The 26,991-nt window shown below is 32.1% G+C and carries 14 protein-coding genes; 2 read left to right on the top strand and 12 right to left on the bottom strand.

Annotated features, from left to right (window positions below):
- Both F6P99_RS11085 and F6P99_RS11080 read left to right on the top strand, forming a co-directional pair.
- Positions 1 to 4,785, top strand: a complete 4,785-nt coding sequence (locus tag F6P99_RS11085; RefSeq protein WP_193316064.1) for a hypothetical protein — start codon at positions 1 to 3, stop codon at positions 4,783 to 4,785.
- Positions 4,786 to 4,797: 12 nt separating this feature from the next.
- The gene (locus F6P99_RS11080; RefSeq protein WP_152287558.1) at positions 4,798 to 5,460 is read left to right on the top strand and encodes a hypothetical protein; all 663 of its coding nucleotides are present in this window, start codon (positions 4,798 to 4,800) and stop codon (positions 5,458 to 5,460) included.
- A 198-nt stretch (positions 5,461 to 5,658) separates the two neighbouring features.
- Here the strand turns inward: F6P99_RS11080 and F6P99_RS11075 are convergent, their stop codons facing one another.
- The 12 genes from F6P99_RS11075 to F6P99_RS11020 form a co-directional block, all read right to left on the bottom strand.
- A complete protein-coding gene (locus F6P99_RS11075) occupies positions 5,659 to 6,891 on the bottom strand; it encodes an McrC family protein (protein ID WP_152287557.1) in 1,233 nt (410 codons plus the stop codon).
- Positions 6,878 to 9,706, bottom strand: a complete 2,829-nt coding sequence (locus tag F6P99_RS11070; protein ID WP_152287556.1) for an EVE domain-containing protein — start codon at positions 9,704 to 9,706, stop codon at positions 6,878 to 6,880. Before F6P99_RS11070 ends, F6P99_RS11075 begins: the two co-directional genes overlap by 14 nt.
- A 218-nt stretch (positions 9,707 to 9,924) precedes the next feature.
- On the bottom strand, positions 9,925 to 10,677 hold the full coding sequence (locus F6P99_RS11065; protein ID WP_152287555.1) for a hypothetical protein: 753 nt from the start codon (positions 10,675 to 10,677) through the stop codon (positions 9,925 to 9,927).
- 50 nt (positions 10,678 to 10,727) lie between these two features.
- Entirely contained in the window at positions 10,728 to 12,620 is a 1,893-nt protein-coding gene (locus F6P99_RS11060) for a DUF2075 domain-containing protein (protein WP_152287554.1), read from the bottom strand.
- Positions 12,617 to 12,946: a nucleotide pyrophosphohydrolase gene (locus F6P99_RS11055; RefSeq protein ID WP_152287553.1), complete on the bottom strand. Its 330-nt coding sequence runs from the start codon at positions 12,944 to 12,946 to the stop codon at positions 12,617 to 12,619. Before F6P99_RS11055 ends, F6P99_RS11060 begins: the two co-directional genes overlap by 4 nt.
- 240 nt (positions 12,947 to 13,186) lie before the next feature.
- Positions 13,187 to 14,335 (bottom strand): MrcB family domain-containing protein, encoded by a 1,149-nt coding sequence (locus tag F6P99_RS11050; protein WP_152287552.1) that lies wholly within the window; start codon positions 14,333 to 14,335, stop codon positions 13,187 to 13,189.
- A 79-nt stretch (positions 14,336 to 14,414) separates the two neighbouring features.
- Entirely contained in the window at positions 14,415 to 14,807 is a 393-nt protein-coding gene (locus tag F6P99_RS11045) for a (deoxy)nucleoside triphosphate pyrophosphohydrolase (RefSeq protein ID WP_152287551.1), read from the bottom strand.
- A 146-nt stretch (positions 14,808 to 14,953) separates the two neighbouring features.
- A complete protein-coding gene (locus F6P99_RS11040; RefSeq protein ID WP_152287550.1) occupies positions 14,954 to 18,196 on the bottom strand; it encodes a P-loop NTPase fold protein in 3,243 nt (1,080 codons plus the stop codon).
- A gap of 75 nt (positions 18,197 to 18,271) precedes the next feature.
- Complete coding sequence (locus F6P99_RS11035; RefSeq protein WP_152287549.1) at positions 18,272 to 20,056, bottom strand: hypothetical protein; 1,785 nt, start codon at positions 20,054 to 20,056, stop codon at positions 18,272 to 18,274.
- 225 nt (positions 20,057 to 20,281) lie between these two features.
- Positions 20,282 to 25,105, bottom strand: a complete 4,824-nt coding sequence (locus F6P99_RS11030) for a RecQ family ATP-dependent DNA helicase (protein ID WP_152287548.1) — start codon at positions 25,103 to 25,105, stop codon at positions 20,282 to 20,284.
- Between the two features lie 227 nt (positions 25,106 to 25,332).
- Positions 25,333 to 25,554, bottom strand: a complete 222-nt coding sequence (locus tag F6P99_RS11025; protein WP_152287547.1) for a hypothetical protein — start codon at positions 25,552 to 25,554, stop codon at positions 25,333 to 25,335.
- A 658-nt stretch (positions 25,555 to 26,212) separates the two neighbouring features.
- Positions 26,213 to 26,971 (bottom strand): DNA/RNA non-specific endonuclease, encoded by a 759-nt coding sequence (locus F6P99_RS11020; protein WP_152287546.1) that lies wholly within the window; start codon positions 26,969 to 26,971, stop codon positions 26,213 to 26,215.
- Between the last annotated feature and the right edge of the window lie 20 nt (positions 26,972 to 26,991).

The raw sequence follows: 26,991 nt of genomic DNA, 5'->3' as shown, positions 1-26,991 counted from the left end.
TTGGACATAAGACTCATTCCTAATGGAATAAAAGATATTTCAATTGACGGAGAGAAAAGTAGTGCTTTACGATTTTCTTTAGCGATCATGCTCGTCAATATAGACACCTATGAATCTATACCTATAGATCTCGATTTACTCCAAAAGACTGGCGAGTTTATACATGATGTCATAAATGATCAAGATGCTTCTCTAGTAAAGCTTTTTATTAATGAAGAAGAAGTTCCCTATTTTGTCAATAACGACTCTTTCAATCCTTATATGACACTTTCAGATGGAGCACAGGTAGAAGATGAACAAAATGGTTGGGTTCCATTTTTTAGCAGCCCAGAAAAGCAGATAAAATTACTGCCTTATAAAGCGCTTCAAGATGTCATTGAGGCTCAAGAAACAGAGCTACAATTTGTAGATCAAAATATCGAGAAAAATTATACTTTGAGTGAAGCCAAAGAGCGTATTCACCCATATGAAAAACGGGATCAGGATCTTATTTTAAAGGACTTACTTGAGGTAGAAAGTCATCTTAATAAAATTAATAAACAGTCTTCTGAACATCGGAACCTATTCGAAAAAAGCGGAAAATTAGAATTAATTAATATACTACATACACCAGAAAATAAACCACAATTTCTTATTGACTATGAAGATTCTAATGTTGTAGACCTCAACGATATTATGGCCAAAATATTAAAGCACCCAAATATGGCCAAAAATAGATATGGAGTTGTTGTGGAAATTCTGATTCCCGTAGAAAAGCTTCCTAGTACTGCTATTAATTCTGAAGTCTTAAATGCTTGTATTGCCTTTAAAACTCGAGAAACTAAACTTGAGAATATTATTTTTTCCGAAAACGGCATCTTTGATACGTTTGTGTCAGAAACCTTTTCTTATTCAAAAATCAATGAAGTAGAAGGAGACTATCACATTATAACTAAATCTATTGATGAAATATCTAAATGGTATCATGGAAAAACCAACTATGGTTTGATTACTAATGAAACCTTAAGTGAGAAAATAGAATGGAAAAACAGAAGTCGATTAAACAGCTTAAATTCGAAGTACTCATCTATTAAAAATGCTACTTCAAAAGAAGGTTATTTTGAACGCATAAGTCAGAAAAACCCCAATTATACCAGAGGCATCATTGCAAGACACAAATTAACACCAAAAGAATTTGAGCAGGTTTTTCAACCAGAAGGTGTTATAGGGCATAATATTTTAGTTCAAAAAAGTAAGACTTTAGACGATCAAAATCCTAAAATGGCTTCATTGAATATCCATAAAGCTGTATTTAAAGGTCCAAATGTTCAATCTGAATTTTTAGAAGAAGGTTATCTAAGTTTGGATGCTGTAAATTCTCTTTTAGATGAAGAAAAAGAAAAAGAATTCGCCAGTATGGATTTGTGGGATTGGAAAGGTAAGAACTTATCTGTTCCTAATGTTGGAGAAGTGCTTGATATGAGTAATGAAGAAAGTTCTGAGCCTGAAGAGGAGTATGTATACGATGAAGATTTTGATGTATTCTTCAAAAAATATGGGTTTACTCATGAAATGAATGAAGTGAAAGCTTCCAATATTAGTCTCACAAAAAACCATTATTATTCGTACGTAATTCGTAATGTACTCCCTTGCAACGGATATCTTTTCCCTACACATTCAGAAGAAGAAACGGAGTATACTTTTCAAGATTTATCAGAAGAAGAAAAGCAACTGTACTTTCTAAACTACCAACAAACCAAATACCCTCTTCCTGAGGGTGCGCAAGATTTTGAAAAACCTCAAGCTTTTCAATTAATTTTGAAAAAGAACCCAATTAGTCCTCCAAATATTGTCGCCTTAAAAAAGTTTGAAGAAATTCAAAATGTTGATACTCAAAATGAAAATATTCAGGATGAAACTTCTATACTCGCTGTAGAAAAAGGCAACAATAAGGAACAATTAGATAGTATTCGCTATTTATATCCTGCACAATCTACACTACAGTTTCATACATTGAGTGGGAAATTAGAAAGAGGTAATAAAGATGACAGTGATTTTAAAAATTTAGTGGTTGATAAAATTCTAAAGTCTTTTTCTAAAATTCCAGTTGTATATGATAAGCTAGGTTCTGTAGATTACCTTTCTGATCCTAGGCTAATGGCTATTTTAATTGCCCCAAATGATTGGAAAACTAGAGCTAATATTTCAAATGGAGTTATCGTATATAAAATACCTGCAAACGAACTTCAAAATAATGCTTATAAGATAGAGTCTATTACTTCTCCAGACAATACTTTCAATATTAATTTACAAGATGGAGTTTTAAAGATTCATCTTCCAAAAAGTTTTGAAGGAGAGTTTAGAATACATTCATTAACAAAATATCCCATAGATTTTCTTACCGGTAAAAAAACAGACTATTTTAAAGATTTGGGCTCTCTTATCAAGTTAAGATATGAAAATCCATACAGTCGTGTTCATATTATTCATACAGACAAGAAACCTTTAGAGCCTGTGTTAATAGACCCTAATAATGAAATAAAAGCAAGGCGATTTAAATTGGACGATGATTCAAAATATGGTAAGTTCATTTTTGCTGACTTTAAAGTCAATAGAGATATAGGGAGAAAAGAACTTTCAATGGTTACAGAATCTGATCAAATTATTGATATAGGAAATAACGACCCTGACTATAGCTTAGACACAGTTGAAGAAAAAACATTTCTCAATAACGAGTACGATGCCAATGTTTTTAAGCAAACTATAGGTAACTTATCAGATCATATAGAAGATGATATATATCCTAATACGTTTGGATTACAAATGAATCTTCCTTTTGCTGGCTTGGATTTACTAAATAAAGGAGATGAGGTGTGTAATTTTAAAATCAATCATTCTTTTTCCATTAAGGTCCTATTGGGAGAGAAGAAAAAGCACAAAAAGACTGTTGTTATAGCTCCAGATATTCCTGTTGTCAGAGATGTAGATCCTAGAATAGATCCCTGGATTGACCCATTTGTTATAGGAAATCATAATGTAGATATTGATCGATTTAAAGAAAGTGATAAAGAGAAAAACACTTTTGACAATCTAGAAATTGCGGGTGATATTAATAGGTCAATCTCTGTGTATGACTTTTCTGTTGTACTCGTTAATACTTCGACTCGTGTGGAACGAGAATTATTTTCAAAAAAACACACATTAACCAATGCTGATTTACCTTCAGGTAGTCAACCCGTTGATAATGATATTTTTAGAGACCTCCTCTGTAATTATAATGGAAATAGAGATTGTTCTTCTATAAGAAACTCTTTTTTACTCTCAGACTCACACAAACAACAAGACCTTCAAAATTGCAGCTTTATCATTGATTACAAATATCACTATGACGGCCCTATTTTGAACCTTTATTACAGTGAGTTTTTTGATCATAATGGAAAAGAGAACAATCAAGAGACGCTATTTAAAAAGTACTCTCTAGAGGGAGAAGAAAATTTATTTGAAATTATCGGTTTGCCTGATAAATCTATTTCTAATGAGAATTGTACGCTTCATAAAGATGTTGAAGAGTTTCTTCTTTACAATGACAAAGATTATTTATTTGGTGTAAGACAATTTGAAAATGAACCTCATTTAAGTGTTGATTTAAGTAAATTTACAATTAACCATTCTCACCAGTCTTATTTTATCTGTAGAGACGAAGGAGATACTAAGTATAAGAAAAAGAAGTTCAGGTTAAGAGTCACAAATAAGTTTGATTATAAATTCCCTAATCTTCCATACAATAGCTTAGTGCAATATTCTGATCCTGCTAAAAAGTATTTTTTAACCATCCCAAATGCTAAAAAACCTGAAAGTCCTTCTATTTCGTTGACACCGATCTTTCATCAGTTAGAAGAAAAAGATTCCAATACTAGTACTTACTCTGGGAAACAATTTTACAGGTTAATGATAGAAGTTGATAGGCCATGGTCTGAAGATGAATTGGCTTTAATTATAAAAAGAACTCCAGAAAGTGAAAAGTCAAGTGATATAGGAATTGATATTACCAACAAAAGTTTAGACACCTTTGAAGATCATTATATTACACAGTATCTAATTACTGAACCTGAATCAAACACATACTTTGGAGAACAACAGTACTTAAAAAAATACATCCTAGATCATGAAGAGGTAACTGTTGATAATGAAGTATTTGAAATCCAACGATTGAAACTAAGCTTCTTCGCTCCCAAAAATAAATGGATTGCAGTGATTGGTTTTGAGAATTTTAACAGTGTTCAAGATCCTTTCTTAAAATTGGTTTTTGCCAGATATCAAAGAAATAGTGAGCGTATCGATAGAACAAATGAGACATTAAGTCTATCTAAACCAGCAGCTCCCTTATTTATACGTAGCTTATCAGACAGATTTGTATCAATTGAAAATTCAGATATTGGGCATCACATAAAAATACGTGTCAGTAATCGAAAAAATCACAATGCTTCAAGTCATAATTTATTTATTGCCCGTGTTCTAGAAAATACATTAGCTTCTGACGAAAGTAATATACAGCATCCTTCACAGCTAAGTGGTCAATGGTCTATACTAAAAGATATTGCTTCTAGTGAACCTAACGAGAATTTAATTCCTTATCAAGAAAAAGATCAAAGTGTTTTAATTTGTGAAATTCAAAAGTTTGACAATTTTGATAGTGATAAATTAATTCAAGATATTAAAGAAGGTAATATAGATATTTTTAATACCCCAGAAGTAAAAATAATATTTATGAAAGAAATTTTATTTAGCGAATTTTTAATCAATTAATCTACTTATAAAATGAAAGAAAAAACAATCGAAAACTCTCGAAAAAATATCAGCTACTATGGTCTTCTAGTCACTGGCGATTCTAACTGGTTAAGAATAACCAGGGAAGATACTGGTCAGGTTGTATCCATAGCAAAATATACGAGAGCAAAAAATATGGAAATCAAAGGAAGTGGAGCTAAAAAGAGAGAGCATTTTATCATCGATGATTGGCCTTATAAGAATGTAAAAGCCTCCGTAAAAGCACTACCAGATTCTAGATCTCGTTTTGGCCCAGTAGATTATAATGTTGGTGCAAGTCTTTATTTTGAATCTTCAAAGAATTTACTAACTGTAAATCCTAGTGGAATACAAGTGAAAGCTGGAATAGATCCATATGCAAAATTGAAACCTGGTACTTATGGTGTATTTCTCCCTGATGCCCCTCATAAAGATGGACAAGGTTATTTAGACAGAACCGGCTATGCCCTTACATGGTTTTTTATTAAAGATGATGATAATTTAGACAGGTATGTTCATTGCGGAGCTAGGAGCCTTGGATGTGTTACTGTAGGTGAAAGCTCCATCGGAGGCTCAAATCACGACATAAAAAGGTGGACAGAAATTGCAGAATTTTTGTCAACGCAACGTGTTCCAAGTAATAATAATTTTGTTGGCTACTTAAAAGTTGTCTAGATCTTATTACTATGAACAAAAATCCGCTCAATTGAGCGGATATTATTGATGTATTTCTGACCTACACTTAAATATTTGTTTATAATAGCTTGTGACATACATATGTAATTTGGGTTCATTTTATCTGTAATACATAAATTCTCATGTAATTGTTACATTCATTGCGAAAAAAGTACAGTTTTGATACCTTTTTGAGTATTAGTAATCCTGTAACAAATCTACAATTTGTAACCCCAAATTTTTATTTAAATTATGCTCTAAGTTTTCTGAGAGCACTGAGACAAAACCAAGTTTGCAGGTGTGGTCTAATGGATCGTTGTCGTTATTAAATTGCTTATAACTTTGAGATTTATCAATATGACCAGGGTATAGAAGTATTGCTTTGGATGCATTCCAATAACGTCCGTAGGTATACATTTGCCTGAGATCTTGTACACTTGCTTTGGCATCTTTTGGAACTTTCCATTTGGTATCAATAATAAAATCTTCTTCATCAATGCATATTCTTATATCAGGACTTAAAGTATGGTTACTGATGAAATTTTTGCTTTCCTGACCGTAAACAAAGATGTTGTTATATTTTTGACCATATTTTTGTAGTGATTTTAAAACATATGATTCCCAAAGGTTGTTCATGTCAAATAGTAATGCCAACATTTCTTGATTCCCTCCTTTAAGATCAGGAGAATAATTTAAAATGATCAATTTCGCTAATTCTAATGCTTCCTTATAGGGTGCAGATTTTCTATTGAGTTTTATTGTTGAAACCTCTTTTGATGTTATCAGTTTAGAGGAAACTGAAGGAAACTGAAATTCTACACGTTTTACATAATCTGACAAATAAGAACCTTGACATAGTTTATCTACAATTCGAAGTGCCTTGAATAAAACTTGATGCAATAAATGATCGGCATCATACACTTGATGTGTCGTATAGAAGCGTTCTTTATGTACTAAATTTTTACGGAGGTTTGCTGCAAATTCCAACTTACCTTTGAGTGCCGTAACATTGGCTGTATTCTTACGGTATTGTTTTATAAAGCCCTTATGTAGTAACACTGACAATTCATTTAAATACTTTTCGAAGTATATTTCTAATAGATTTAAATGTTGTTTTTTTAACCTTGCATTGCCCGCATCTTTGACATTTAACTTACCACTAGCTTTTAGCATTGGGATCAATACATCTTTCCATTTTTCATCAGCATCGTATTTATCTGCTTTTGGATGGATTTCTATAGTAAGACCTTTTACCTGTAGCACCCCTACATACTGATTGAATTTTACTCCCTTATACGTTGGAGTAAAATAGCATCCGGCATGCGCATCATTTAGTTTTAATAGCAGATTTAAATGATCTTCTGTAAAACCAAACTCACCTATTTTTAAGGTGTGATGTTCAAAAACTTTTATGGATTTATTTGTCTTCACTCGTTCTTCCTAAAAGTGTGTATATAGCTTCAATAATTGTGTATTCCGTAACCTTGATAAGATTGAATGAATTATTTTCAAAATCGTCTTTGTCCTCATATGTAAAATCAGCAAAGGTTACTTTTATATTGGCAGGAGCTTCTACAAAACCTTTCCCTAACACCAAACCTATTTTACCATAATCACCATAGAAATATTCTTGCAGTAACGGTACAATGTTGTTGTTAAATGTATTTGCCAAATCTTTTTTAGACTTTATACCGAGGAGATAAGAATGACCAATCGTATGATCTCTATCTAATAAGGCTTCTATTCTGTTGTTTATCGTTTCTAACACATCCTCTAACAGAATCGCTTCAACTGACCTGTCTTTTAATATAGTCGGATCTGGAAGCATTTCTTCAAATTGAAAACGACGTCTTAAAGCTGTATCTAGAGCTTCGACAGATCTGTCTGCAGTATTCATTGTACCAATTATAAATAAATTATTAGGTACACCGAAAGACTCTTTGCTATAAGGTAAAGTCACCTCTAAAGCTTCCTTATTCCCTAAGCGTTTGCTTTCTTCAATAAGTGTAATTAGCTCACCGAATATAGCAGACACATTGCCCCGGTTTATTTCATCAATGATTAAGACATAATTGGACTTCACATTCTCTTTCGGAGTTGAAGAAAAATACTCTGTAAAAGCTTCTATTTTTATATCTTGTTTATAAAACTCATAAATGGATTGCTGAGAGATTCCTTTATCTATAAACAGATCAGGGGAAGTATTCATGTTGATTGACAACCAGTTTACTTTTCTCAAATGATGAAAACCGTATTTGTTATTGGGATCATATTCGTAATCACCTTCTATTATTCCAACAGCATCTAAAACATGGTTGCCTAACGAAACCACCACAACATCACCTTTTTTCATTTTCTGAAAAGAAAACATCGCTTGAATATGATATTTTGAACTATCTACCAAATGAGGAAATTCCTCAGTAAATTTTTCTCTAAACTTGCTCCAGTCATTAATTTGTAAATAACTTGAAAAATCTTCATTAGCTCCCCAACCTAATGCGACAACATTAGCATCCAAACACCAATCATGAATATGTTTTCTATTTTTACCACCTAAACTCATTTTAAAATAATTCGCTTTTGAAAAATCGATTGATTGCGTATATTTTTTAATCCCTGAAACCCCTTTAGCTTTATTTACAACCTCTTTAAATATTCCACTTTCAATTGCATATTTCACCAAATCATCATCTTCTGAAATACTCGGTTTTATACCTTCAACAAAATCTTCATATGCTAAGGATTGATGGAATGTAGTAAATACTATTTGACCTTCCTTAACCAAACGATCATATTCCATTTTTACGATTTCCCTATCAAGAGATAAATCGAAATCGGGATTTACAATTGCTATTGCTTTATTTATTGTATTGTATGTTTTACCTGTTCCCGGAGGGCCGTATAGGATTTGGTTTACAGGATACTTGTTTTGAGGTTCTTTAAGAGATGGGGAGTTATTTTTAGACATATTGTTGATTGTGTTATACTCTTGTTCTGTAGCACTGAAATTTGTACCTTGGTTACCACCCTTGAATTTTGAAAACTCAGGAAGATCCTTAAGCGATGACCAGAGAACGGGTGTATCGGCAAGGTATTTTATGATTTTTAATTTTACGCGCTCAGAAGCATCATTGTTTAGAGATGAATTGTAATGTTGTAATTCGAATTCCTCTTCTTGAAAAACATGTACCTCTGAAGTAACTTCTGCTAATGCATAGCAACCTGACGCAGTACCTGTTTGCCATATAATTATTTTGTCACCTAATTTTATTTTGTCTTTATGAGCACCTACTTTCCAACTTTTTAGATGATCCTCTTTTAAAGCCTTTGTGATATTGTAGAATTCGGGATTCCCTTGAAAGACCCAATAATTTGGCTTTATAAATGTTTCTTCTAGAAATTTTAAATAATTGTTTTTACCAATTATTGCCTTTGGAATGCCATTGCTGTTTTTTTTAGCATATTCAAAGAAAGCTTCATTTTTAACACGTTCTTTTTTCTTAAGAAGCGATAAAATTCTGTTTGTGTGTTGTTTGATTCTTGATTCCTTTATTTTGAATAATTCTATTTCAGGGAAAAACTGGTCAATCTCTTTTAATTTAAGAACCGTATCCTTTGTTGTTTCACCGATATAACTTCTATATGAATCGAATGTATTTGACAGTAGCCATGCTGCAAATTCTTCCGTAACATCAATACTTTTTCCTTTAGCGATGATGTCAAGTCCTAATCTTTCATAAGCCTTAAAGCATGGAGTATTGGCACCACCAGAAAAATAGTTATGAGGTTCTATACCGGATGCATAGTAATTAGCATAGGCCATTATAGGTTTTGGGGGATATAGTGCCCCTTTGATTTTCACATCATAAAACTTGCTAGAAGCTAAACCATCCGGTGCTCCTTTTGAATTGTATTCTTCTATAGCTTTATAGATGTCTTTTAATTGAACATTATCAAATAATTTTGAGTTTTCTGAAACTAAGGAATGAATGCCATCCTTTTCCGAAACTATTAAACCATGCTCTGTTTCAAGATGCTTTATGTGATCAATTACGGATTTTTTCTGTCTTCCACTGTTTGTTATCATTTCTTCAATAGTAGCACCTCTTAATAAATCATAATCAAGAATAGCACTACCCCTTCTATGACCTAACCAACTAGTCTTTTGTCTTACTACATTATTTTTATTTCTAATTTGCTGATTAGTAGAGCTTATATCTTGGGCGATATCTCTGTAATATGACATACTATTTTTATTTTTTATTGTTCTTGAATTCTAAAACTCAGCTTAAAAAACAACTTTTATTAGAATTGAATATTTCCTATTTATTATACTTTATACTCATGTTCCACAATTTAGTATAAATAAATCTTAATTGAAATCTTAACCTTGGATTCAAACAATTAGATGCTTTAAATATGTAATCTCTATTGATGAATGATTAGAAACTACCAACACCCTAATTACAACCGCTGATTAATATTTTGTTGAGCATAAATGATTTTTTTACCCGCAGAGCGCAGTGAGCCATGGCTTCGTTGAAAACAAGTAACTAATAGTTCTAAGTCATTTGTGTACTCTAATGCTTTTTTTAAAAGTTCTTTTTCTTTTATTGACCAAGGTTCATTTGCTCGAGGAAAATCAAGGCGCTTTTTAATTATAGTATCTGAAAGGTTCTCTGTTTTGATGATGCCAATTTCGTTAATTTTCTCTTTTAGTTGGTTAACTGCCATTTCAGAAAGCTTGTTAAAAGTAGGAGATTCAAAATGTGGTACATTTTTCCAATTTTGATCATCAGGAGATCTATTTACTTTGCCAGATAGAGAGAAACCGTTATTTATTAGGTGAAGTTTAATTATCTTATGCAATTCTACATTTGAATATTGATCGTTGTATTTACCATAAAGAGGATGAACATTTAACGCAGAATATTCGAACATTTTGGTGCGTAGAAAAAAATGTGTCAGCCTACTATAAGATGGATTATAACTAACAGATTGAAATAATGCTATTGCTTGATTAATTTCGTCTTCAGGGATTAATGAAGATATTGGATTACTATTGTTATTTTCCTTTAAGTTTAAAATCGCAATTTGTAAAGCACGAATTACATCTCTTTCATTTAGTACGCTATCATCCTCGATAAGTTCACCTGTTTTTGGTGAGCAACCTGAAGCTAATGCTTCTAATATTTCTATCGTTTCTTCATTATTCATCCTTCAAAATTTTTCTTCCTTAAAAGAGAACTGTCTCTTACTGCTAAGCTTTAATTTATCAATTTCTTAAAATATTCTCTAGTTTCTTTATCAGTACAATAAAGGTGACAAGATTTAGAACCTCGTGTCATAAGAGTTCTATATGTATTTTTAATCACCTCTTCTACTCTTTTTTTCCCTTCTACTGGAGACTCTTTTATTAATTTTCTCCAAGTTTGTAAGGCTTTATCACCACCAGGATGGGCATTAGGGTTAATTATTACTTCATTGTCGCGGACAATAAAATCATCACCAATAATTACTCCAATATGCTCTAATTCTAACCCTTGACACGTATGTATACATCCGACTTCATTGATTGAGCTCTCTTTTAAGAGCCATAACATACCATCATCTTTCAAATTCCATCTCATTTTAAAATCAAATTCTGGAAATTCGATATCAAAAAGATTCTCTTGCTGCGCCTTACTTAAACTTTTCCACGACTTTGTATTGGAAGCTGTCACCCATTTCCAACAATAACCAGCCACTATTCTTGCACTATTCTTTTGATTATTTAGCCTAAAAATCTCAGCTTTAAGTTCCGTTGGGTTATCATAAACCTTGAATTTATATTCCTTTGACTCCAATAACATATTGGCTGTATTTCTAATACCCAGGGAGTTATCTAACCAAGATAAATAACCATCAGAACCTGCACACCTAAATTGAGATTCTAATTCTCTGTTTGTTACTTTTGCACCAAGTTCTTCTGCCCATTTTTCAATTTCACTTTTAGAACCAATATCTTTTAAAGTAACTTTTTGGTTTTCATCAATAAAAAATACAGACAGTAGCGATGCGTTGATAATTTCTTTGACTTGATTTTCACCTAAGTTTGAAAACATTCCTGATTTCAAATTTAATCTATGTGCCTCATCTACAATCAAGGCATCAAATGTATCCGCATTCGTATCATGAAAAGCTCCTGATCCTTTAAACATATTAGAAAACTGAGTTTTCTTCATCGTTTTCGTCAATTTCGCTTCATAAACAGCTCTAGGAGCTGAATTACGAGTTACATATTGACTAATTAAACCCATTTTGGTATAATCAACAAGCAGATTAATAGCAATTACAGATTTCCCAGTTCCAGGGCCTCCTTCAATTATTAGGACCTGTTTATTTCCTGTTTTAGCTTTTTTAGCTAACAGCTTAGCTTCTTCATAAATTTCTTTTTGCTCGTTAATCAGAACAAATTCTTTGTTTCCTTTAATTAAGGACACCATACTATCAGCCAACACCTTCGAGGGTCTGATTTCACCATTTTCAATTTTAAAAATGATATTGTTCTTATCGCCGAACTTTATGTACTTTTTTATAAAATCCTTTAAATTTTTCTTTTCATCTTTACAGAAGACGGGTGCTGCATCCAGGTATTCCGCATAAAATTCATTTTTGATAACATCGTCTTCTTTATAATTATGTAAGTATGCGCAAGGATTCAGATTGATATTTCCTTCATGAACGGCGACATTATAACTCTGCAATAACATAGAATAAGACCAAGCTTGATAACTAGGGTGTTGCGTATCTTTATTACCATGACTAAACCGGGTATTTACAATAGCATCTTTATTCGTTAGAGTTGCTTTTGACCATTGTTTTAATTCAATTAATATTGCTTGGTCTTCATTCTTTTCATTTTGACCAGAAACAATAAAATCAATTCTGTTTTGAGTACTAGGTATTGAATATTCTATAGCAACACCTGCATCATCTGGAATGTCATTATCAGTCAACAGCATACCTACCATAGGTAACGAATTTGCCCATGATCGATATTCACTTTCACCTACATTTTTATGTAATTTCTCTTGAACTGAATCCCTAACTATATCTTCAATGCATCCTTCGGAAAAATCCTTGATAAACTGCTCTTTTGAGGAATTGTATACTATCATAATTCGGTATACTTTTTGGCAGTGCCTTTTGCTTTTTCAACAGGATACTTCTCACCGTTCTTTTTGATTTTTTCTAATACAATTTCTTTTACATCAAAATCATATTTTTCAGCAAGCAATAGTGCGTATGCAAAAACATCAGCTAGTTCTTCTTTTACTTTATCCTTTTTTGCTTCTTCTGAAGATTTCCATAAAAAATTTTCTAACAATTCCCCTGCTTCAATATTTAAGGCAACCGCTAAATCTTTTGGATTGTGAAATTGTTCCCAATCTCTTTCGTTTCTGAATTTGATTAGGGCTTCAGTTATGTTTTTTATGTCGGACATCTGTTTTCTTTATAATCTTAATAATATCTTTTGGAAGAGAAACTATATCAGTTTACTAAATAGTAGCTGCAATCTCTCGTAAATATACAAAGTCTTTCAATGTAGAAAGCCGATACAATACAGATTTATCTTTACTAGAATAGATAATTAGTAAATGTTATTCTTTAAATGGTTGTAATCTGTTATTTATTAACTTAACAAACATAATAAAAGTTTCAGTTTTTTAAACTTTCAAGGTAGTTATTTATAATATTCTAACAATTGATCTAAACTGATATAAATCCCCCTTTCTTCCAAACTCGAGGATTGTAGCTTGAAGAATTTAGCTATTAAACTTGCTTTGATCGATGCTTCTGAATTATGAAAAGCTCTGTGACAATTGGGACACAGGCTTATTATATTTTCAGGTACATCAATACTTACCTCAAAATCACCTTGATATTCCATTGGTATTAAATGATGTGCTTCAACGAATTGTTTACCTGTCTTAGCAGATATAAAGGTTTTATGAGTTGGATCATTTTCACATTGGAAATTAGCATTATCCAATGCTGTAAATGCCATATTAGAATCTCTCACCCAAGAAGCAGAAGAAGAACCTTGTTTCTTATCTTTTTTCTTAATTGCACCTGCTTTTAAATCTTTTCTTTTTCCTTTTTGAATTTCAACTTGGAAAGAATCTTCATCTAATTGCCCTTTAACATCAATGATATCAACCCCTACATGTCCTTTGAGTTCTCTATATACACCTATAAGATTCCGAAGATCATTTATTAAATCTTCTTCAGATGGAATGTCATTCGCGTTATAATATACACTACAAATATTACCTAATTCGTATCCTTTTCCAAGAGATTTTGTGGCCTTTAAATTAATTGGTGCATATGAAAAATCCTGATCACTCTTAAGTATTTTTTTAGAGATGGTAGCAGTTTTCTTAATCTCAATGCGCCCTTCTCTAGTTCCATATTCTCTTTCGTATTGCGTCCATCCCTGATTTAGACTTAAATATACGCCTGACATATCTGACTTGAACAAGTAAACGATGTAAAAGCCTTCTTGGGCAGACTTCGTAACATCTAGATCAAATACACATATCCATGGTATCTCAGCAGGGTTTCCTTGTCCGATAGATCCTTGGATTTTGTACTTACTTTTAGGAAGACCTGCTTTGGAATGTAATAGCTCAGGAAGTTTTTTACTGATAATAGAAGCACTCATTAATCTGTAAAGGGAATACGTTTTTTTATCAGCTGGATGGGTCTTGTCTGGTATCTTGCCAGATTTTAAATCCGAATTGTATTTTTTATTATTTCTTAAAACTTCTGTGGCCTTGACTTTGTCAATTTGCCAGTTCGTAAAAAAACTTTCTAGATTTTCTCTAATCATAGCTGAAATTAATTTTTGTTCGTTTCTTTCAAATTTTCCTACAAGTTATAGAATCTTGCTTTTATCAATCTTGATAAGCTTATCGCTTGTTTCTTACTTTATCGTATAATGGGATCAATGGTAAATCCGCGGGAGCTAAAGCATATTTGTGAATTTCATCAATCGTAATCCATTCAAATTTATCGTGATCATTAAGTTGAATTTCCCCACTAATTATACTACAAGTAAACGCCTTCAAATTGATGGATTTATCCGAGTATACATGATATGATTCACCAACGTAGCTATTAACAGAAATTTTAATTTCAAATTCTTCTTTAATCTCTCTGATTAAACAAGATACTGCATTCTCACCCTCCTCAATCTTCCCTCCTGGAAACTCCCAATATCCAGCAAGGTGTTTCCCTTTTGCTCTCCGAGCAATTAAGAACCTATCGTCTTCTTCTATAATGGCTGCTGTTACTTTTATCATTTTTAATTATAACGGTTCGTGTTTGGTGTCGTAGTCGATTGCGTGAGCTTTAACTTTCAAACCAACACCGAAATTCGGGCGAGAGATGAAATCTCAAGTATTCACTAAGTCCGCTATGCACTATACATATTGAGAGGCTTTCGCCCTTATTCACCTTCATTTTCATCTAATTTGTACTCAACTCCAATCTTCGATGCAAACTCGATAAGTTCTTTATTTTTCGGTTGACTTTCCAATCTTGTTAGAACATTATCTTTAAAATCAGCAGAATCTTCTTGAGCTCCATTAATAATTGGGATATAAAAATCTTGATATGCTTTTATTAATTCAAAGCATTGATTGTCTGAAACAACTTTTCCTAGAATTGTTCTAGTCGTATCATTATTTTTTTCGTTTAACTTCCCGTATTCTCTGAAAAATTTTTCAAAGAAAATAAATTGTTCATTTGTAATATTGTTCTCCCTAATATAATAATCTCTAATATCTCGTATTGTAGGAGCTATATCTTTCTTTTCGGATTTCTCTATGAAATAATGCCAAAAAGTTCCATCAGAAGGAACGCTGGTATTAGATTCTGAGATTTGCTTAAGTGTTTGTTTAATAGAGTTAAAGATATTCCTTGGAAGTGTTTTTATTTTTGCAGTTTGCATAAAAATATAAAGCAAATTATATATGTATGAACTGTCATCAGCCCATTCTTCTGCTAAAGTCTCTTCATCTGTAGAATTAATAAGTTCAACTGCTAATTTGTTTAAGTAATTTGTTAAATCTAAAGAAATTGAAACAGAATACTCGAAAAATGAGAATTCAGATATTACCTCTTTTAAGTTATCAATATTGATTTTTTCTTTTGCATATTTACTCCATCCATTTAAACTATTTAATAGCTCTTGTTCTGTCACGTCGATGGCTTCTTTTATAGTTTCAAATTTTGTTAAAACCGAATTTATGGACATAGATTGTGGCCCATAACTATTTAAAACTAAATCTTTACAAACAGCACTTAATAACGGTTGGTTCCATGTAGTTGATAATAAAAGCAATTCCCCATAATTCACATAATATTCAATGACTTTCGCAATTTCTTTTACAATATTTTCATCAGTCATTGCTAAAATAGAAGTTGTATTATCTTGCCATCTATGCGGAGCTATTTTTACATTATAATCATTAGCGTATTTGAGTCTCATAGCTATTAGATCATAATAGCCATCTACCTCCTGTGTCACAGTTTGCAACAAGGGATGTAAATGAAGTACAGGAATCAATTTGTCTACAGGTTTATCGTTTGATATTGATTTATATATATGATTAACATTATTAAAGTTGTCTTTAGATAATTTATTTTGCTCAATTAAGTTTTCAATATTTTCCTTAGTATTGAGGAAGGAATAATCTTTAGTTACAAATGACAATTCAACTTCATCAACAATTAGTTCTGATTCATCAGGTAATTTTGAAGAAACATAATTGTCCAATTCTTCTGAATCTGTCACAAGTTTGTATTTTTCAAAATCAGATTCTGCAACACTTAAGTATTTCAAAAACAATTCAGGAGAAACACTTCTTTGTTTAATCTGATTTATCAAGTTAAAACTTATATGTTCTTTTTCAATAAATTTTTCTAAATCCTTAAAAGTGTTAAAATATTTATCACCTGAAATTTCTTTAAGTTCATTAAAACCTTCGATTAGGTACTTTAACAACCTTTTTTTATACCTATTAGATGAGTTTACCAATAAGCTTTGGAATATTTCTCCAAAAGACAATTCTATTATTTCGAGAGCACATTGTTTAGCTGTTAAAGAATTCCATACATTTACTATTCTTTCTTTTACATGAACTCCACTTACTTTTGAAGCATCGAGTTTGGACAAAGATGCAATAGTCTTATCTACAACAAGTTCGCTATTTTGTATTACTTCTTCTAAGATTTCAATAAAGTGAGAGTGTTTTGCTAAATCATTGATATCCTCATTTAAATCACCTCTGAGAGTTATTTCTAAATCTCGAACTAACAACACTTGAGAAGCTTTTTCGACAGGAACATTAAATGTTAAAGCAGAAATATAGTTTTGAAGATTTTCATCTTCGGCAAAAAGGTCTTTTGATGCACCTAAATATTCACCATTTAGAATGAATTTTTGAGGAGAATCTAATATGCTTTCTTTTTTCATAATAAATACAGCAATATACCTCAAAGGGATTTCCTCTTTCCATATCTTTTTATAGGTAACAAGTTCATTAATAAATATGATAATATCACGTGGTGTGAATTTATCTATTAATCTATCAAATACTGACAAAACAGTAGAGAACTCATCTTTTTCTGTATCCCCAAATGCAGTTTCAAATTTTTTCCCATAGAATTCTTTCCAATCTGTTAATACTGGTGGCGTAACTCTGTAAATAATTGAAAAAGTCTTGTTTATAAATTGATTTGTAGGATTATCTTCCTTTTCAAATGCAGTTTGAAGATGTTTTCTATCAAATGGTATAATTACATTTATCTTATCATAATCTTGTTCCGCAAAAAATGTATGAATTGACGACCATATTTCTTTTACTTTTTCTGGAGGGAGTCTATCCATATTATCGTAAACAATCACCAGTTCTTTATTTACAAGTCCTAGAGAAATAGATTTTATCCAATCTTTAAATTCTTTAACAGATGGTTCTAAGTCAGAGAATACTTCAAGTGTAGTGTTTTCTAATTCCTTCCCTTTGTAGAAGTAAAAAACCGAAGATAAATTCGCCCAAATTTTATCTTTTGAAATAAACCTTTTGTACAATGAATAGAATACCCATGATGAGAACACTAAAATGAGTAGTGATAATGAAAATAGAATTTTTAATAAAATTGCAGGTTTATCATCTCCAATAAAATCAGACATTAGAGCAAGAATAGGAGTTAATATTATAATAAGGCCTATTAGAATTACCCCTCCACTAATTTTAGGAATAGTTTTTTTACTTGTTTCTCTTTTTCTTGCAAGTAGATATTTTATCTTCTCTGTCCATGTGATATTTTTCTCTTTTCCTGATAGATCTTTATATTTTGTTTTATCAGATAATAAATTTGAATTGTTATCTATTAAATCTTCTGTCAACTCTTCTAAAAACGCTCTTCTTTGCGAATCTTCTTGATGGCCCCAAGCGTCATAAATATAAATATGATGGGTACTGTCTAATTTATTTCTAAGTAATTCTATAATATTTGATTTTCCAGACCCCCATTCTCCTTCAATTCCTAATACTCTTAAAGAATCGTTTTTATCCTTAATATGTTCCGCAATACTTGTTGCTATTCTTTCGTGAGATTTTCCTTCAAAATGATCCTCTCCAATAGGCTTGTTGTTGATGTATTTCGGGTAATTATTTTCTTCCATAGTTAATTCTCTTTTCGTTCTGTTTTTTGCATGAAGCCAATACGGCTCTAAGCTAAGCGGTCGTTTTAATGCCGCTTAGGTTTTGTTAGTGGCACTAAGTTTAATCATTTTTAATGTTTGCTCATAATCATTAGCTCTGGACCAGTAATAGCCATAAGCCTTTTTGTATTTCTTCATTTGTTGCCGAATACCTTCAGGTTTATATAAGCCTGATTCATCATGTTTCACTGCTTCTAATGATTCAAACTCATTTATGACTTTAAAGTTTTCAGGATCAATTTGAAATAGCTCACCTTTTGTAAGTTTCTTTTGAGCTTTTCTATCTTGAGGTAAATATTTTGGTTTTAATCCATGCTCGGCGATAATTCGTCTATAAACACCGTCACCGATACCATATTTTATCGGAATGTCTCTCTGATAAAATTTACCGCTCATTACGTCTTTTTTCAACTCAGCAAGTTGTTTCGTGCTTAGTTGCTTTTTTTGGGCTTCTTTTTGGCACTCTACGCACCAGTATCCGTCAAATAAATATTGCCCTTTAGAATCCCTTTTATGACCGTTATTGCAAATCCACTTATATGTTTCGGAATAACCCTTCGGCTTTAGTTTCTTGTCAATTAATTTACCTCCTCTTGATTCAATAATTTCCCTGAGCTCTTTGTACTTGGATGTAGCTTCACAAGAGGCACAAGATGCGTTAGATTTAATTATTACACTCAAAACTCGATTGGTTGTTTTGTGACCTTTAGAACAAGTGTATGTATGCTTACTTTCGGAACCTACAAATTCTTGGATAGAACCTTTTTTTTTCTCGACTATTTTTTTTGCCTGTTCATACAATTCACTTTTCCTTCCTCGATAGAGCTCAACTAAATCAAGGTGAAAAGGTTCTTGGTTATAGCTTAAATATTGCTCATTTAGTGTCCTCTTTACCTGGTCAACGAAGAGTTGAATTCTGCCAGTTCTAATTGTTTTAAATTCAAATATTTCAATCAGCGTTATTTTATTTTTTTTACAAAGCTGTTTTTTGTACTTGTCTCTTTCAATTTGTGAATTATATCTACTTTGGTCTGAATGAAAATGACTGTTTTCCGTGTAGTGCTGATATCCTTGGTATTCGAAAGCAATCCTATTTTTTGAATTATAGCCATCTAATTGAAGCCCTTCCATTTCTTTTATGTAGACAGAGGGAAGTTTTAATTGTAAAAGGTGTTCCAAAATTAAACGGGCTAGAGTTTCTCCAATTAATTTGTTTGGTGAACACTTTGGACACCATCGTAAAGAATTTTTTACTGCACTCCAAGATTTTTGAAACCTGTGACCGGCTTTGCATTCAAAGTCTAGTTTAGCTTCATTGTTGAAGTAACTCTTTGAAAGGCATTTCCCGTTTAATTTAGCTACAAAGCGATTTATTTCATTCAACGTTTGTCTACTCAAATTAGCAGAGGATTCTTCCTTTGCGCATAGACCACAGCCATGCCCTCTTAAAAATACTTGAGGCTCTTTGGTAATAACTTTACTGTGCTTTACACATTTTAAAGAAATAGGGGTCCTTTGATTAACGTACTTTGCATTATTGAAATCAAATTGGTTCCCGTAAATTGCTCGTATTTTATTCTTGAATGTATGAAAACTATCAGAGAATTCTGCGCGCCTTGCTTCTTGCAGACAGAACTTACAAGGATGCTTGGATTTGAGGTGGTTATTTGAAGTTTGTTCAAATGAATAGTCGTGTTTTTTACAACGAAACTTGATTTTGGATTTCGCATCCCTGTATTCTGTGGCACTGTAATCAAAACTATCACCAAAAAGTAATTTTGATTGCTCTATTATCCACTTTGTATTTCGCTTTTTACTCAAAATATTATACTCTGGGAATCATTACCACTAACATCTTATATAATTTACAAACCTCATTATTACTAATGTACATTACCGAATTAAGAGTAGGTCTGCTATGATTTTTACAATTTTTGTTTAAATATAGTAAGTCTTTCGCAATTGAAAGCTGATAAAACACATATTTTACCAAATAAGCTTATACTATATAATTTTAACAGATGAAACTTACTTTCACTGACCTAATTATACCGATACCTTCTCAAACCTCAACTTTGGCAATACTATTTTATACTCCTTGTCTTCTTCTACATCATACCAATAGACTAGGTATTCTACACTACCATGAGTCAGTTTATAGCCATCCTTTAAAAAGGTATTGTATTTATACTCTACAAAAGACTTAGAGAACACGAGTATGTTATGAGCATTTAATTTAGCCAATCCTAAAGCCATGTTACTAGAAAATTGAACCGTATCTTTTTTCAAAAATTCACCAGATTTTAGGGTGTTAATGATTGCTGCTCTAGCTTTGTATTTCTGTGATGCTAAATAGATATCTTTATGGCCAAGAATTATTTCAAAATGTAACGGTTGTGTAGTACCTCCATTAAAATTTGAAATTTCTAATTTGTCTGTATTAAAGTTATCAAAATATGTTGCGTTGCAATGAATTTGCAATGTTTTTTTAGCTCTTGAACAGCCTACGTATAGCACGCGTTTTGACTCTGTGTCATTAAAAACATAATCCTCTAGCAATAAATAAACATGGTCGAACTCTTTCCCTTTTGCTTTGTGCATCGTTGCAATGATAATGGCATTTGCATCCGCATTGATGGCATCCTCCATTTTTATTTCACGAATGTATTCGTACCAATCTACAAGCTGTTTTTGCTTTTCGTAATTTGCCTCAAATTTTAAGATAATCGCTACACAGGTATCAAAGTGAGGACTGTTGACATGCAGGTTTTTAAAAGTTCTTTTTGCCTCTATCCATTCCTCATTAAAAATTATGCCTGCATCATTTTTAAATTCTTTAAGTGCATCTGTAAATGTTCTTAGCTCCAGTAAATCACTCAATCTAAACCCTTCTAAACCAGTAATAAGTTTTGTCCTCTGACCTGCATCTCTTAAAAATGTACTTAGTAATAGCGCCTGTTTGTTTGTTCTCACCAATATTGCTCTTGTGCCAGAATGATTGTCTTTTATGAAATTGTCCACTAAGGATTTTTCTAGATAGGAACTACTGTATTTTATGAGTTGTATTTTGGATGATTCTATTTTGCTTGCAGGTTCTAATACCTCCTGTTTTAATCTGTTTGGAATGGTGGATAGTAATTCATTATTAAATTCTACAATATTTGAAGCACTACGGTAATTTTTGACCAATGCATATTGGGTTGCATCGTACTTCTGTTTAAACTCTAACATGTTTTGATTAGAAGCACCACGGAATCCATATATATTTTGGTCGTCATCACCAACTGCTATAACTCTTATATTCCCAGATTTCTGAATAATCAATTGAATGAGCTCCCATTCTTCTTTATTTACATCTTGAAACTCATCTAAGAGCAAGACACTTTTATTTGTTATTGATGAAATATCAATATCTTCATTTTTGATTGACTCTAAACAATCTTTGATTACATTTTGAGATTTTGCTAAATCGCCCAATTGACCTAATAATTGAAAACAAAATCCATGGAAAGTTGTTATCTTAATCAAACCAGCATATTCAGGAACCAAATTTCTAGTTCTTGACCTGAACTCTAATGAGGCCGCTTTAGAAAAGGTAAGCATTAGAAACTGTTCAGGTTTTATGTCTTCTAGCAACAACAAACTAGCAATTTTATGTACTAGCACTTTTGTTTTTCCACTACCAGGTCCCGCCAAAACCAATATATTATTAGATTTTCCATCAGTCACTATTTTAATTTGATCCGTATCTAAGTCGCCTATGATTTCTTTTAGTCGTTTCGGCGTTAACGGAGTCCCAATTTCAGTCTTTCTGCGAGGGAAATATTTTGTTAAAAACTCTTCGTAGGGCAAACTGAAGTAGTCATTTACATACATAAGTGCCGATTCATAATTTTGAATTCTTTTTTTAGCATATTCACCCACAATATGAATTTGCTGGGTTTTATGATCATAATGGTCACCCATTTTCTCGAAATTCCCTTTCGTAAACCTAGGAATAGAATCATCTATTTCCTCTATGTTTAACCTATTATAGGAAACCATAAAACCACCTTCTAATTTGATAGATTTTATTTGATTTAAGAAGAGAAGTGTTTTTTCATAGCGTTTGATATCTTCTTCTTTGAGCTGACCAAATAAATGATTGGATTCCTTTAACTCAAGCATTGAAAAAGAAACAGGCAAGTCTATTTTCTCTTTAGATACCTGCTTTTCTTTTTGTTCCAACTGAAATTTCTCCAACAGTTCATACACATCAATAGACAAATCATGTCTCCAAGCAATATCGCCTTTTATTTCTTCACTGTATTTTATTTTAATTTGATACAAATCATTCTCTCTATCAATACGTGATTTTTGAATGAAGTTTCTAATTTCCCAATAATTCAAAATATTTTTAATGGCATCAACAGAAGATTTTTCAATCCCCATATCAATCAAATTTTGATTCAGTTGACGCATGGATATTTTAATACTATTTGTTAAACATTCTTGTAATGCTATTTCAATATTTCTATATCGTTCTAATATTTTTTTTGAACCATTTGAGGATTGTGTTGTATTGATAAAAGCGGTGAGGTCTTTTGAGTCCCCAAGTATTTTAAGCTCTCTTAAAACATCAATCACATCTCTGATTTCATTCAACTTTAATCCAGTTGTGTCAGCCAAATAATCAATACGGCACTCTTTGTCTTTTACGATACGCTGTAGAACACGAGAACAGTTTTGAATCTCTATTTCTGTTAATATTTTAGATTCATGGATTTTTTCAAGTGCCTTGTTTAAATTTGGTACCATCAAACTATCGGCAAAAACACTTGGTGAATTTTGCCTTCGTTTTAAAAAGCCCTGATCCTCTAATGCCGCAATGGAAGTTTTCACTTTCGTTTCGAGCTCTTGCATTTCGGTATCCCAGCCTGCTTTTTGTGCAATTTCTAAAGCAGAGTTACTGATTTTATTGTTCTTTCTATATTTCGATAAATACTTAAGTCCCTGCCAAATTTGTTGAATCTCTTTTTGATTAATTTTAGTTTGTTGCAATAAACTGAAATGTTTGTTAAGATCATCTTCATTAAATAAAATGTAACATTTTGCTTGGATGTTCTCATCGCGACCAGCCCTACCGGCTTCTTGCACATAGTTTTCTAAAGAATCTGAAATATTATAATGAATCACCGACTTTACATCATCCTTATCTACACCCATACCAAAAGCGGAGGTTGCTACAATAATCTCCTTTTGGTTATTCATAAAAGCATCCATATAATCCTTTTTGACATCTTTGTCTAATTTTCCATGGAAATAAGTTGAGTTGAAACCAGATTTCTCCAATAACTCATGAATTTCTTCAACTCTCTTTGTTCTAGAGGCATAAATAATTGCAGGTTTTTCACAACGGTCTAGAAGTTTCAGTAGCGTCCCCATTTTATGAGCAGGGTCTTTGATATCAATTACTTCATATTTTAAATTTGTTCTACTTGCCCTGGTAACAAATTCATCTAATTCTACATCTAATTTTGTTTTGAAATATTCTTTTATATCAAGAATAACTTGAGGTTTTGCCGTAGCTGTAAAACAGGAAACTGGTATCTTTCGATACAGCATCCCTTCTTCTAAGCTTTTTATAAATTCGCCTATGTATAAATAATCTACTCTAAAATCTTGTCCCCATGATGAAAAACAATGCGCTTCGTCAATCACAAATCGAGCTATGGAGCGTTGTTTTAATATTCTTAATATGGTAGGAGATCTCAAAGACTCAGGAGATAAGTACAACAATTGGATATCACCATTTTCAACTCTTTCAATAGCATCCTGTCTTTCTAATGGTGACAACAAACCATTTATGGCAACCGCTTTCGTAATATCGAATCTGTTTTCAAGATTTTCAACTTGATCTTTCATCAACGATACCAAAGGCGAAATAACAACTGTAAGTTGACGAGACAAAGAACCTTTCATTAATGCTGGAAGCTGAAATGTAAGCGACTTACCTCCACCTGTAGGAAATACCGCTACAAACGAATCATTTGTTAGTCCTGCGCTTACTGTTTTTTCTTGAAGGCTAATCTCTTCATTAGGATCAAAACTTCTAAAATCCTCATAACCAAAATACTTTTGCAAAGCTTTTTTGGGATTCAGATTCGAATTACAATAATTACAAGTTGACTCATTGCAATGTTTAAACCTTAGATCATTAACAATTTGAGTTGTTTTTGGAAATGTATGTGCGATCCAATATGCCAATTCAGATTTTTCTTCTTTAGCACTTATCAAAGCATACGCGTAGGCTAGTTCTACTGGGTAATCTTTCAATATCTTATAAATATTGGTGTTTTCACAATTTCTATTATTTAAGAGACTGTTTATTGTTTTATAGATATCTAAAGCTTCCGTTCTGAAATTTAATAAATCTAAGAAACCTGAATACGCCGAATTACTCCCTAAAAGATTGGCATAGACCTGCTGACTGTCTCTATCTAGTTCATTAAATTTATTTAGTTCGTCTATTAATAGTTGCTTGGTTAGCTTACAATCAGAAAGTGGGTTGCTCACACGACTGCCATTGACAATCTTATAGCCTTTTACTAGTTTGTGATATGGATTGTCATTAAAAATAATTGGAGACCAAAGAAGTGTATCTATTATTCTTTTTTTTTGGAAAATTTCAGAACCTAAAACTTTTTTTAACAAAGGGATATCATGCCCAACTATATTATGACCGCATATGTATTCTGCATCCTTAATCCACCCCTCTAATTTTCCTAACTGTTTCTCATGTAATTCTTGACCATTAAAAATTGCCCCTACATCGTTTATCTTCCCTTTTAAAGAAGTCTCTATGTCTATATATAGAATTTTGTTTGTCATATGTTCGACTATAATAAAGACACTTTACACAAAATATGCAATACGAAAGAGAGCTCTATTTTACCTCTAAGTTGGTGCCTTTATTTATATAACAATAAATATAATAGATTTTATCACTTGAAAACATGATAAATAGCAATAAAGTAACAAAACAGTTATGAAATGGTTCCTGAATACATATTCAATAAAGGAAATTGAATTGTTTTAAGATTAGCATTCGTTTGAAATTATAATGAAAGCTCAATTAGCTCCAAAAACAATTCTTCTGGAGTTGCTTCCTTTGTTATATGCTTTAGTTTGTTTTCAAACTTTGTAATATGCGAGAATATTGAAGGACTGCTCATATTCATCTTCTTGAGCTGATCGATATGAAATTCAATGGCTACAATATTAAAATATCGGCTATGCTGGTCGTGGTTTAAATGAGGAACTCCTTTTGAGAGTTTCATTTTCTTAAAGTGTTGTGTGTATTGCATGCTACAAAATTAACATGGAAATGAAGTTTTTCTTGCTTGTAGTTGTAGTAAACCGCATAAAAAACCACCTCAAGGTTGAGGTGGTTATATTGCTATGAAAAAGAGTTGGCGTTACCAACTGATTCACAAGTTAAGAAAAAAACACGACAAATATTTTATATGCGTCTAGTAATTAAAAATCAATAAAAATATTTTTAAGAGAAGGAGTGTTCTTGTTTATGGTAGTAGTAGGTTTCTATATTCATTTTGTCTGAATTTATTGTTTTCTTTTCTTTTTCCATCGCTGAAAAAGAAACAAAAGATCTAGTCTTGTACTTTCATCGGTCTTATTGTTCTTTGAAACCTAAAAGAAAAAAACTCACTTCGTTTCGTCAGTTTTTCTTTTTACGATTTCTTCAAAACATAGACACTCGATTGCAAGTACCATGACAGCTTAAATAATATATTCATCGGATTTTCTCTTGAATTAAATAATTTCACATCGTTGATTAAAGTTTGACATCTTCGACACCCTTCGACACCCTTTGGCAGGCTCAGGGTACAGGCTCAGGGTACAGGCTCAGGGTACAGGCTCAGGGTATGAGCTCAGGGTACAGTTGAGGATAAGAGCTGAGTATATGGTTGCTCAAAATTACTCTAGTAGAGATTTCCAATAATCCAGATCGGTTTTACTTTCGATTTGATGCTCGAGCTTATTGTCAAGCATTCTGAAAAAATTGATACCTGTTAAACCTTCTAATTGATCGATTGTAATGACACAATCCCAAAGTGATGCTTCATCAACATTATCATGCTTTAAAAGAAAAGCAATTGCGTGCTTTTTGTCTTTGGAGAGTATCGCTTTATAGAAATACCCAGGAACCACAATCGATGTTTCATCTCCAATTACCTCTATGTAATCTTTAAATACTGGTCCGGATACAGCATATATGCTACCCGTGGTAATTGCAAAACTTTTTTCAAGCTCTTCTAAATTGTACCAATCACCACCGGTTTGATTAAAATTCACTCCTATTTGGGGAGAAATATTAGAGGTATAATAACTTTCTTTGTAGGATTCTTTGCTTCGTTTGTTGTATTCTGCTCTAGAGAGGTGGCCACGATCGAAGCCTGTATTTGTATAATCATCGTGATGTGCTGCTCCGTTAGTAATGTTTTTATCTTGGATGAATTTTTTAATTCTTTTTCTGCTTTCTAACTCTAATTCTTCTTTTGTTAACTCGTAAGCTACCCAATAAGGTTGTTCGTATATATCTGAATAACAGGTTGTAAATTCTTTGTATTCTATTACTTGACCATCTAAAGCACTGGGCGTGTAATCGAAGGATTGGGCGCTTAGATTGGTTACAAAAAGAAGGAGAGTAAGGATTAGTCTTATGATGGTATTCATTGGATAACTTGCTACATACT

Origin of the sequence: Flavicella marina, from assembly GCF_009193215.1 — a bacterium.
Taxonomy (GTDB): Bacteria; Bacteroidota; Bacteroidia; order Flavobacteriales; family Flavobacteriaceae; genus Flavicella; species Flavicella marina.
The sequence above is the reverse complement of the archived record's forward strand: the minus strand, read 5'-3'. Positions and strand labels throughout refer to the sequence as shown.

What these genes read in the sequence shown, in the direction of transcription:
- F6P99_RS11030 (WP_152287548.1), bottom strand. Translation starts at nt 25,105, where the DNA reads ATGACAAACAAAATTCTATATATAGACATAGAGACTTCTTTAAAAGGG.
- F6P99_RS11045 (WP_152287551.1), bottom strand. Translation starts at nt 14,807, where the DNA reads ATGATAAAAGTAACAGCAGCCATTATAGAAGAAGACGATAGGTTCTTA.
- F6P99_RS11060 (WP_152287554.1), bottom strand. Translation starts at nt 12,620, where the DNA reads ATGATAGTATACAATTCCTCAAAAGAGCAGTTTATCAAGGATTTTTCC.
- F6P99_RS11025 (WP_152287547.1), bottom strand. Translation starts at nt 25,554, where the DNA reads ATGAAACTCTCAAAAGGAGTTCCTCATTTAAACCACGACCAGCATAGC.
- F6P99_RS11055 (WP_152287553.1), bottom strand. Translation starts at nt 12,946, where the DNA reads ATGTCCGACATAAAAAACATAACTGAAGCCCTAATCAAATTCAGAAAC.
- F6P99_RS11065 (WP_152287555.1), bottom strand. Translation starts at nt 10,677, where the DNA reads ATGAATAATGAAGAAACGATAGAAATATTAGAAGCATTAGCTTCAGGT.
- F6P99_RS11020 (WP_152287546.1), bottom strand. Translation starts at nt 26,971, where the DNA reads ATGAATACCATCATAAGACTAATCCTTACTCTCCTTCTTTTTGTAACC.
- F6P99_RS11050 (WP_152287552.1), bottom strand. Translation starts at nt 14,335, where the DNA reads ATGATTAGAGAAAATCTAGAAAGTTTTTTTACGAACTGGCAAATTGAC.
- F6P99_RS11080 (WP_152287558.1), top strand. Translation starts at nt 4,798, where the DNA reads ATGAAAGAAAAAACAATCGAAAACTCTCGAAAAAATATCAGCTACTAT.
- F6P99_RS11040 (WP_152287550.1), bottom strand. Translation starts at nt 18,196, where the DNA reads ATGGAAGAAAATAATTACCCGAAATACATCAACAACAAGCCTATTGGA.
- F6P99_RS11070 (WP_152287556.1), bottom strand. Translation starts at nt 9,706, where the DNA reads ATGTCATATTACAGAGATATCGCCCAAGATATAAGCTCTACTAATCAG.